Source organism: Syntrophales bacterium (assembly GCA_023229765.1).
In the GTDB taxonomy this organism is placed as follows: domain Bacteria; phylum Desulfobacterota; class Syntrophia; order Syntrophales; family UBA5619; genus DYTH01.
In genome coordinates this window covers 1-8,164 of record JALNYO010000064.1, presented here as the reverse complement: position 1 = coordinate 8,164, position 8,164 = coordinate 1, and the positions used below count along the sequence as shown (strand labels likewise).

At 53.8% G+C, this 8,164-nt stretch carries 9 protein-coding genes; 5 read left to right on the top strand and 4 right to left on the bottom strand.

Features of this window, described 5'->3' with window-relative positions; genetic code table 11:
- Together M0P74_17645 and M0P74_17640 are read left to right on the top strand one after the other, a co-directional pair.
- Positions 1-441 (top strand): hypothetical protein (locus M0P74_17645; GenBank protein MCK9365411.1); only part of this gene is annotated, 441 nt, incomplete at its 5' end.
- Between the two features lie 55 nt (positions 442-496).
- Complete coding sequence (locus tag M0P74_17640) at positions 497-775, top strand: hypothetical protein (protein ID MCK9365410.1); 279 nt, start codon at positions 497-499, stop codon at positions 773-775.
- A gap of 20 nt (positions 776-795) precedes the next feature.
- Here the strand turns inward: M0P74_17640 and M0P74_17635 are convergent, their stop codons facing one another.
- Together M0P74_17635 and M0P74_17630 are read right to left on the bottom strand one after the other, a co-directional pair.
- Positions 796-1,590: an SDR family oxidoreductase gene (locus M0P74_17635; GenBank protein ID MCK9365409.1), complete on the bottom strand. Its 795-nt coding sequence runs from the start codon at positions 1,588-1,590 to the stop codon at positions 796-798.
- A 27-nt stretch (positions 1,591-1,617) separates the two neighbouring features.
- The gene (locus tag M0P74_17630) at positions 1,618-2,319 is read right to left on the bottom strand and encodes a FadR family transcriptional regulator (protein MCK9365408.1); all 702 of its coding nucleotides are present in this window, start codon (positions 2,317-2,319) and stop codon (positions 1,618-1,620) included.
- A gap of 322 nt (positions 2,320-2,641) precedes the next feature.
- Here M0P74_17630 and M0P74_17625 point away from each other — a divergent pair, with 322 nt between their 5' ends.
- The 3 genes from M0P74_17625 to M0P74_17615 are packed head-to-tail and all read left to right on the top strand — an operon-like array spanning position 2,642 to position 6,374.
- Entirely contained in the window at positions 2,642-4,402 is a 1,761-nt protein-coding gene (locus M0P74_17625) for a methylmalonyl-CoA mutase family protein (GenBank protein ID MCK9365407.1), read from the top strand.
- Between the two features lie 40 nt (positions 4,403-4,442).
- The gene (locus M0P74_17620; protein MCK9365406.1) at positions 4,443-4,943 is read left to right on the top strand and encodes a cobalamin B12-binding domain-containing protein; all 501 of its coding nucleotides are present in this window, start codon (positions 4,443-4,445) and stop codon (positions 4,941-4,943) included.
- 27 nt (positions 4,944-4,970) lie between these two features.
- On the top strand, positions 4,971-6,374 hold the full coding sequence (locus tag M0P74_17615; GenBank protein ID MCK9365405.1) for an AMP-binding protein: 1,404 nt from the start codon (positions 4,971-4,973) through the stop codon (positions 6,372-6,374).
- A 94-nt stretch (positions 6,375-6,468) separates the two neighbouring features.
- On the opposite strand, the gene M0P74_17610 is transcribed toward M0P74_17615, so the two are convergent.
- Together M0P74_17610 and M0P74_17605 are read right to left on the bottom strand one after the other, a co-directional pair.
- Positions 6,469-7,176: an ABC transporter ATP-binding protein gene (locus M0P74_17610; GenBank protein ID MCK9365404.1), complete on the bottom strand. Its 708-nt coding sequence runs from the start codon at positions 7,174-7,176 to the stop codon at positions 6,469-6,471.
- Entirely contained in the window at positions 7,169-7,963 is a 795-nt protein-coding gene (locus M0P74_17605) for an ABC transporter ATP-binding protein (protein MCK9365403.1), read from the bottom strand. Before M0P74_17605 ends, M0P74_17610 begins: the two co-directional genes overlap by 8 nt.
- Positions 7,964-8,164: the final 201 nt, after the last annotated feature.

Genomic DNA, 8,164 nt, shown 5'->3' with positions numbered 1-8,164 from the left:
AAGGCGCTCGGCCTCACAAGCGATGCGCGGCGCGATTATCCCTATGCTGCTTACGATAGTCTCTACGCTGCCGAGACATTCGCAAAAACAGGAGGCGATGTGTATGCCCGTTTTATGGCGCGGGTGACGGAGGTTTATGGTTCCATCAAGATCCTCCAGCAGGCGCTGGCAGGTTTGCCCGCAGGAGCGATTCAGGCAACATCCACTGCCCTGACTTTCCGGAAAAACTCTCTATCGGTTGGAATCGTGGAAGGTTGGCGGGGCAGCATCGTCTATTTCATCCGCACAGACAAACAGGGCGAAATAGGTCGCGTGGCCCTGCGCGACCCCTCTTTCTTAAACTGGACACTGCTCGGTTATGCCGCGGCCGGCTACATCGTCCCGGATTTTCCGCTGATCAACAAGAGCTTCAACCTCTCCTACTCAGGAAACGACCTTTAGTTGTGATAGGTCCTCAAGCTTCCAACATCTCAAATACGAAGTAAAACAATCAACGATGAAATTCACGCAGGGCCAGATAAGTGTTTTAGCATCTTTCGTGGACCCGGACAGGTTTTCAACGGGCATCTCGAACCGGGAGCTTCACATCCATGACATCTCTTCGCACATTGGCAAATTGCCAGCCGGCATCAACGACAAAATAGTCGGCCGCGCCATGGAACTGGGCGGCACCTGCACCGGCGAACATGGCGTCGGCATCGGCAAGCGCAAATTCATGGAACTGGAGCACGGCGGGAGCTATGAGCTGATGAACCGGGACAAGATCTTTTTCTAACCGGCAAGCATCCGGCTCGCTCAGCCGCGCGATCCCAGCCGCAGGCCGCCGTGGATGAAGAACACCTCGCCCGCCAGCGCCTCGTTTTTGTAAAGCTCGCAGATCAAAGAGGCGATCTCTTCCGGTTCTATCAGCCGACCAATGGGAACGTCGCTGATGATTTTCCCCAGGGCCCTCTCATCCATCCCCTTCACCATCGGGGTTGCCACATATCCCGGCGCCACCGCGACGCAGCGGATACGGTCCGCCAGATTTCTTCTGAAAAACTCGGCGGTAAGAACCTTGGGAATGACGGACATCGCCGCCTTGGACGAGGAGTAGTTGATCTGCCCCGCCGTCCCCAGCGAGCCCGTTGAGGACATAAGGCAGATCAGCCCTTTCGAGCCGGAATTGATCATCTGTTCCGCGCACTCGCGGATGGTAAGAAAAACGCCGGTCAGGTTGATGTCCAAAACCGATTGGAACTGTCGGAGCGACATCTTGCCGGTCACCTTGCCCGTTTCCCGGTCGGGCGACAAAAACATGCCGTCTTTGATGATTCCTGCGGCGGGGAAAACAAGGTTGATCCGCTGGTAGCGCTCAACGGCAAGGGCGGCGAGCCTGGAATTGTCCTCTTCCTTTGTCACATCGCAGAGCATGGAACAGACGTCGCCCCCGAGAGCGGTGAGTTCCCGCTCCACCCTCGATAAATTCTCCGGAACTATATCCGCAAGCACAGCCTTCCCTTTTCTCTGCACCCAGTATCTGGCTACTGCCTCGCCGATCCCGCTGCCGGCGCCTGTTATTACCGCAACTGCCTGTTCAATATCGAGCATTTTTCCTCCTTTGGTTAATCCCGACTATTACCGGGAAACAAAATAGCTTTCCGCGTAGTCCAGGTGATTCCGCAACGCCTCCCGGGCCTGTTCCTGATTTCGCTCCCGGATCGCCTCAAGGATGAGCCGATGCTGCTCCAGAAGCCGCTTTCGGTTCACTGTTTCCTCGAACATCGCCTGACGGGTTATCCGCTGAGCCTGATGAAGCAGCGAAAGAAGAGTGGAGGCGATATGGGACAAAACGGTGTTCTTTGCTGCCTGGTAGATCGACAGATGAAAACGTACATCCGCATCGACGCCCAGTTCTCCATTTTGGAAATCCCGCTCTAAATCCGCATATACCCCTTCGAGAATCGCCATATCTTCGTCTGTCGCACGACGGCACGCCTCGGCCGCCGCCCATGATTCCAGTATTTTGCGAACCTCCAAAAGCTGGATCGTCATCTCCTCGTCCCCCTGAATCACCTGAGCCAGCGGATTGTGCAGGGAGACATCGGCAACCGATTTGATGATGCTTTTTTTCCGCTGCCGTATTTCGATGAATCCGAGCGTCTCCAGGGTCTTGAGGGCCTCCCGGAGGGGGGGACGGCTGACGTTGAGTTTCTCCGCAATTTTTCGTTCGCAAGGCAGGGTGTCCCCAGGTCGGAGCTGTCCGTTCTTGATAAGCGCTACAATTTGTTCGACTATTTCATCGGAAAACCGCTTCCGTTGCAGTGGGGTAAACATCATTTCTCACCTTTGTTAATAAACATTACCACAGAATTTACGGGATCGTCAAGATAATCTTTGATCTTAACGTATCTTAATTTTATCATAGTTAAAACTTAAAATAAATAATTACTGATATTTATATTGACTATAAATAATTGTCATTCAATCAACAATAACTATTTCTTGACAAACATTTCCATTTTAATTACTGGTAATACCAGATTCTGTTTCGGATAATATTAAAAAGTCCTCTTCCTGAGGCGTTACTTTTGGGAGCGGATAGAGAAACTGTTGCAACCAAAGTTAACCCGACTGTGCGTTTTATAAGGAGATCATGCCTATGAAAGAACGGGAAAAAACAACCAAGGAGATTCTTGCTGAAAAAACAGCTTCACAAAAGAAAACGCCGCTGTATAATCCAGCCGCCATTGAGGCCATGCGCCGAAGATTTGACGAATGGATGCACTCGACGGTACGGGAAAAGGATCGCAAGGAATGGCTGAAGACTCCCCGGACGGTTCTGGGATCGGACATCCCGAGGGAAATGCTCTACACCCCTCTTTCCCATCCCGATTTCGACTACCTGGAGGATGTCGGCTATTCGGGGCAGGCGCCATTTACCCGGGGAATCCACGCCAACATGTACCGCGGCAGGGAATTCACCATGCGACAGCTTACCGGCTTCGGCTCCCCGGAAGATACGAACGAACGGATGAAATTCATGCTGGAGCACGGAGCAACTGGTCTGAGCATCCTTTTCGATATTCCCACAATCCAGATGTACGACTCCGACGATCCCCTCTCCCTGGGACAGGTGGGGATGTCCGGGGTTTGCATTGATTCCGTGGACGACATGGATCTTCTTTTCAAAGATATTCCACTGGACGAAATAACCGCTTCCATTGTCACCCATTATCCCTCGAACACCGCCATTTTGTTCCCCATGTACTTGGCGCTTGCCGAAGAACGCGGCATCCCTTGGGACAAGCTGCGGGGGAGCGTCCAGAATGACACATCCCTTGAAGAGCTGATCCGCAGCGGCGCCGAATTCCTCGCGCCGCGGGACGTCTTCCGGATTCAGTGCGACAATATTGAATTCATCCGGAAAGAAGTGCCACAGTGGAACTTCATCACCATCAATGGGTATAACCTCCGCGAGTTCGGAACCTCCGGCGTAACCGAGATGGCCGTAGCGGTTGCCAATGGCATCGCCACGCTCACAGAAATGATAAGACGGGGATACGACGTTGATTCAGTTGCGGATCGCCTCGCCTTTTTCTGGTCCCCGGCGAGCGATTTCTTTGAAGAAGCGGCCAGACTCCGGGCTGTTCGCCGGCTTTGGTACAAGATTCTCAAGCATCGCTTCGGAGCGAAAAATCCCCGTTCGATGTGGATGCGCTGCCATGTCCAGACCTCTGGCGTCTCTCTCATTCAGCAGGAGCCCCTCAACAATATCATCCGGGCGGCCTACCATGCCCTTTCCGCCATACTGGGAGGCGCCCAGTCTTTGCATGTTGATTCCTACGACGAGGCATACTCAGTCCCAACAGCCGAAGCAGCGCTGCTGTCGCTGAGAACCCAGCAAATACTACAGGAGGAAACCGGGATTACCGATGTGGTTGACCCGCTCGGAGGTTCATATTACGTCGAAAGCCTGACTGACGACATCGAACGGCGAATACTTGACGAGGTGGATGAGATCGAGCTGCTGGGAGGATACGTATCCGCGATCGAATCCGGTCAACTTCATCGGAAAATATCAACGTATTTCACCAACCAGCAGCGGGATATCGAGCAGGGGGAGATAAAAATAGTCGCCTACAACCGGTACAAGTCCGAGTCGGCGCCGCCTCCGATCAACGTGTTCAGTTATCCCGAAGGTGTGGAGCAGCAGCAGCGAGAGCGGCTGGCGAAGCTCCGGCTCAGCCGGGACAATTCCCGAGTGGAAAGCTCCCTTCTTGCCCTCGGGGAGGCATGCCGAACGGGGAAAAACATCCTTCCTTTCAGTGTCGCCTGCGCTCGCGCCCGCTGTACCGAGGGAGAACTGTTCAAGGTGTTCAAGCAATCGTTCGGCCTGTGGAAACCGCCGGCCCTCTGGTGAAAAAGACACATACGGAAATTGTTTTCAATAGTGGAAATGCATGTTTATCAAAAGCATGCCGGGTTTGACGACAAACTGCGCATTACCGCCTGTGAAGCTGCGGGAGAAGGAGAAGGTAACGACTGTGGCAAAGAAAATCAAGGTACTGTTGGCGAAACTGGGGCTGGATGTTCATAATCGGGGGATCATCACCGTAGCAAAAGAACTCGGCGACGCCGGCATGGAGATCATCTATATCGGCAACTCCCTCCCCGGAGAAATTGTCCAGACGGCCATTCAGGAAGATGTTGACGTCATCGGGGTAAGCTCCCTCGGCGGCGCCCATATAACCCTTGGCAAACCGCTGCTCGAAGCTGCCCGTAAGGAGCACCTCGAAAACAACGTAACGTTTGTCATCGGCGGTGTCTTCCCGCCGGACGATACGATCCGCCTAAAGGAAATAGGTTTCGACGCCGTCTTCACCCCGGGGGCAACACGGGAGGAGATCGTCCGTTCCATCGAGGAAATGGTGGCGGCGAAAACGTCAGGTTTGACTATTTGAACAATCATAAATGGAGGTAAATATCATATGAGCAAACTGTGGCCACCCATATACGATCGCTCCTATCTCCCGGCGTCGGACGAACCTTACTGGAACCGGACTCTGGAGACGATGGACCCGGAAGAGCGGGAAGTGCAGATTATTCTTCCCAAACTTCAGGCGCAGCTATCCTACGCCTACGAGAACTCCCCTTTTTACCGGAATAAATGGGACAAGGCGGGAATTCACCCCAAGGATATTAACTCTCTGGAGGACTTTGACAACATCCCCTGTGTTACGAAAGACGAAATCCGTCGCGATCAGGCCGACCATCCCCCGTTCGGCAGCAATCTGTGCGTCCCTGCGCGCGAACTGGCCCGCATTCAGGGAACCTCTGGAACAACGGGGAGACCAACCGCCTTCGGGATAAGCCGGGGCGACATGGAGCGCATCGCCGAGGCCCACGCACGAATTATGTGGGGGTTCGGGGTGCGCCCGGATGATACAGTCTTCATCGGTTCCTTTTTCAGCCTCTACTGGGGAAGCTGGGGGGCGCTGCTCGGGGCGGAACGTATCGGCGCCACCGCCTTTCCGTTCGGCGCCGGAGTTCCCGGCCAGTCGGAGCGGGGCATCGAATGGATGAAGGAGGTAAAGCCCACCGTTTTCTACGGAACGCCTTCCTACAGCCTTTACCTCGCGGAAAAGGCTCGAGAGATGGGAATTGACCCGCGGGATTTCGGATTCCGCATCCTCTTTTTCTCCGGCGAACCTGGAGCGGGCGTGCCCTCCACGAGAAAACGCATCGAGGAAACCTACGGGGGAATCTGCATCGACAGCGGCTCGACCGCCGAGATGGCGCCCTGGATGACCAACGGAGAGTGCGCCCACAGACAGGGAATGCACTTCTGGCAGGATATAGTTTACACGGAGCTGGTGGATCGCCAAACCCATCGCCGGGTGCCCTACGGTCAGGAGGGGGCCATTGTTTACACCCATCTCGAAAGGAACTCGCAGCCGATGATCCGCTTCTGGGCCGGGGATGTCTCTATCTGGGAGAACGATCCCTGTCCCTGCGGACGCACCTATCCCCGGCTGCCCCGGGGAATCTACGGACGGGCGGACGACATGTTTGTAATAAGGGGAGAAAATGTCTATCCCAGCGCGATTGAAAATGTCATCCGCGGAATCGCCGGATTCGGCGATGAGTTCCGCATCGTCATCACCCGGGAAGAGACCATGGATGAAATGATCGTTCAGGCAGAGCGAGGGCAACAGACAGACCCGTCAATCGCCCCTGAACTCAAAGAGCTGCTTTCCAGGGAGCTGAAGAAGCGGGGGCTGAGGGCCATCGTTCAGCTTATGGAGCCAGGCAGTCTGGAGCGGACGGAGTTCAAGGCAAAACGCGTCATCGACAAGCGCAATCTGTACGACGAGATAACAGGCAAAAAATAGACCAGCCCCCTAAGGAGTTGTCGCCCGGGGTTCCCTGTTCCCGGACGACGGCTCCCATTTGCTGGCAACTTTCTGCAACGCTGTTTTCGTATTTCTATAAGCCAAGATAGGCCTTCTTTATTTTCTCATCCTTAAGCAGGTCGGAGGCAGCCCCTTCCATGGTTATGGTCCCGTTTTCCATCACATAGCCGCGGTGGGCTATTTTGAGGGCCATGAACGCGTTCTGTTCCACGAGCAGAATCGTCATCTTGTTTTCGGAGTTTACCTTCTTGATCATTTCAAATATCTGGCGCACGACCAGCGGCGCGAGTCCCAGGGAGGGCTCGTCGAGCAGCAGCAGGCGGGGCCTTGCCATCAGGGCGCGGGAAATGGCCAGCATTTGCTGTTCGCCGCCGCTGAGCGTTCCCCCCTTCTGGTGAATTCTTTTTTTGAGAATCGGAAACAGCGTAAACACATATTCCAGATCGCTTGCGATCCCCGCCTTATCTTTTCGGAGAAAGGCGCCCATATCCAGATTTTCCGCGACGGTCATCATTGGGAAAATCCGCCGTCCCTCCGGAACCTGGGAGATGCCGAGCGAGACGATTACATTGGGTTCCAGCGAACGGATGGATTTGCCCTGAAATATTATATCGCCGCTGCGAGCGGGAACTATTCCGCAAATCGTCATCAGCGTTGTCGATTTTCCGGCGCCGTTCGCCCCGATCATGGTTATAATCTCCCCCTCGGCAACGGAAAAAGAAACGCCCTTGAGCGCCTTTATATTGCCGTAGCAGGTTTCGATATTCAGTATCTCAAGCATTTACGCTGAAGTCCTCTCCCAGGTAAGCTTTAATGACTACCGGATTTTTTTGTATCTCTTCCGGGGTTCCCTCGGCAATTTTTTCACCGTAATCGAGAACAAAAATCCGGTCCGAAATGCCCATAACCATCTTCATGTCGTGCTCAATCATCAGTATGGATATTCCCTCATCGTTTCTGATTCGGTCGATCAGCTCCCTGAGCTCAGAGGTTTCACTGGGATTCATGCCGGCCGCCGGTTCATCCAGGAGCAGAAGAAAAGGTTCCGTGGCCACGGCTCGCGCTATTTCCAGACGTCGCTGGGCACCGTAAGGAAGATTTTTTGCCATTTCATTGACCTGCTCGGCAAGTCCTACTTTGACAAGCACATGATAACTATAATCCACGATCTCCTGCTCCTCACGCTTTGTAGATGAATCCCGAATAACGGCGCCGAAGACCCCGGCTCGGGAGCGGCAGTGGCGACCGATCATGACGTTTTCCAGCGCCGTCATATTGGGAAAGAGGCGTATATTCTGGAATGTCCTGGCAATGCCAAGCTCAGTCGCCTTGTTTATCTTGATCCCGTTGATTTTCTTTTTCTCGTTTCCCGGCGGAACGACAAATATCTCGCCCTCGGTGGGAACGTAAATTCCGGTAATGCAGTTAAACAGCGTCGTTTTGCCGGCGCCGTTTGGTCCGATCAGGGCCACAATCTCTTTTTGCCCGACATTCAGATCGACCCCGCCGACAGCCCGCAAGCCGCCAAAAACCATCGACAGATTGTTAATTTCCAGCATATTTTTCATGGAATCATGTATCTGATTTCTCAGGCGCCCTGAAAGCGAAGCTTAATGTTCACAAAGCGAAGCTTAATGTTCACAAAGCGAAGCTTAATGTTCACAATTTGTAAGTGCGACGCACGTTCGGCACAAGGCCTTGCGGTCTGAAGACCATCATGAGAACCATCACGGCGCCAAACAGAAGCATCCGGTAATTGCTGAAGGCCC

What these genes read in the sequence shown, in the direction of transcription:
- M0P74_17640 (MCK9365410.1), top strand. Translation starts at nt 497, where the DNA reads ATGAAATTCACGCAGGGCCAGATAAGTGTTTTAGCATCTTTCGTGGAC.
- M0P74_17635 (MCK9365409.1), bottom strand. Translation starts at nt 1,590, where the DNA reads ATGCTCGATATTGAACAGGCAGTTGCGGTAATAACAGGCGCCGGCAGC.
- M0P74_17630 (MCK9365408.1), bottom strand. Translation starts at nt 2,319, where the DNA reads ATGATGTTTACCCCACTGCAACGGAAGCGGTTTTCCGATGAAATAGTC.
- M0P74_17625 (MCK9365407.1), top strand. Translation starts at nt 2,642, where the DNA reads ATGAAAGAACGGGAAAAAACAACCAAGGAGATTCTTGCTGAAAAAACA.
- M0P74_17620 (MCK9365406.1), top strand. Translation starts at nt 4,443, where the DNA reads ATGTTTATCAAAAGCATGCCGGGTTTGACGACAAACTGCGCATTACCG.
- M0P74_17615 (MCK9365405.1), top strand. Translation starts at nt 4,971, where the DNA reads ATGAGCAAACTGTGGCCACCCATATACGATCGCTCCTATCTCCCGGCG.
- M0P74_17610 (MCK9365404.1), bottom strand. Translation starts at nt 7,176, where the DNA reads ATGCTTGAGATACTGAATATCGAAACCTGCTACGGCAATATAAAGGCG.
- M0P74_17605 (MCK9365403.1), bottom strand. Translation starts at nt 7,963, where the DNA reads ATGAAAAATATGCTGGAAATTAACAATCTGTCGATGGTTTTTGGCGGC.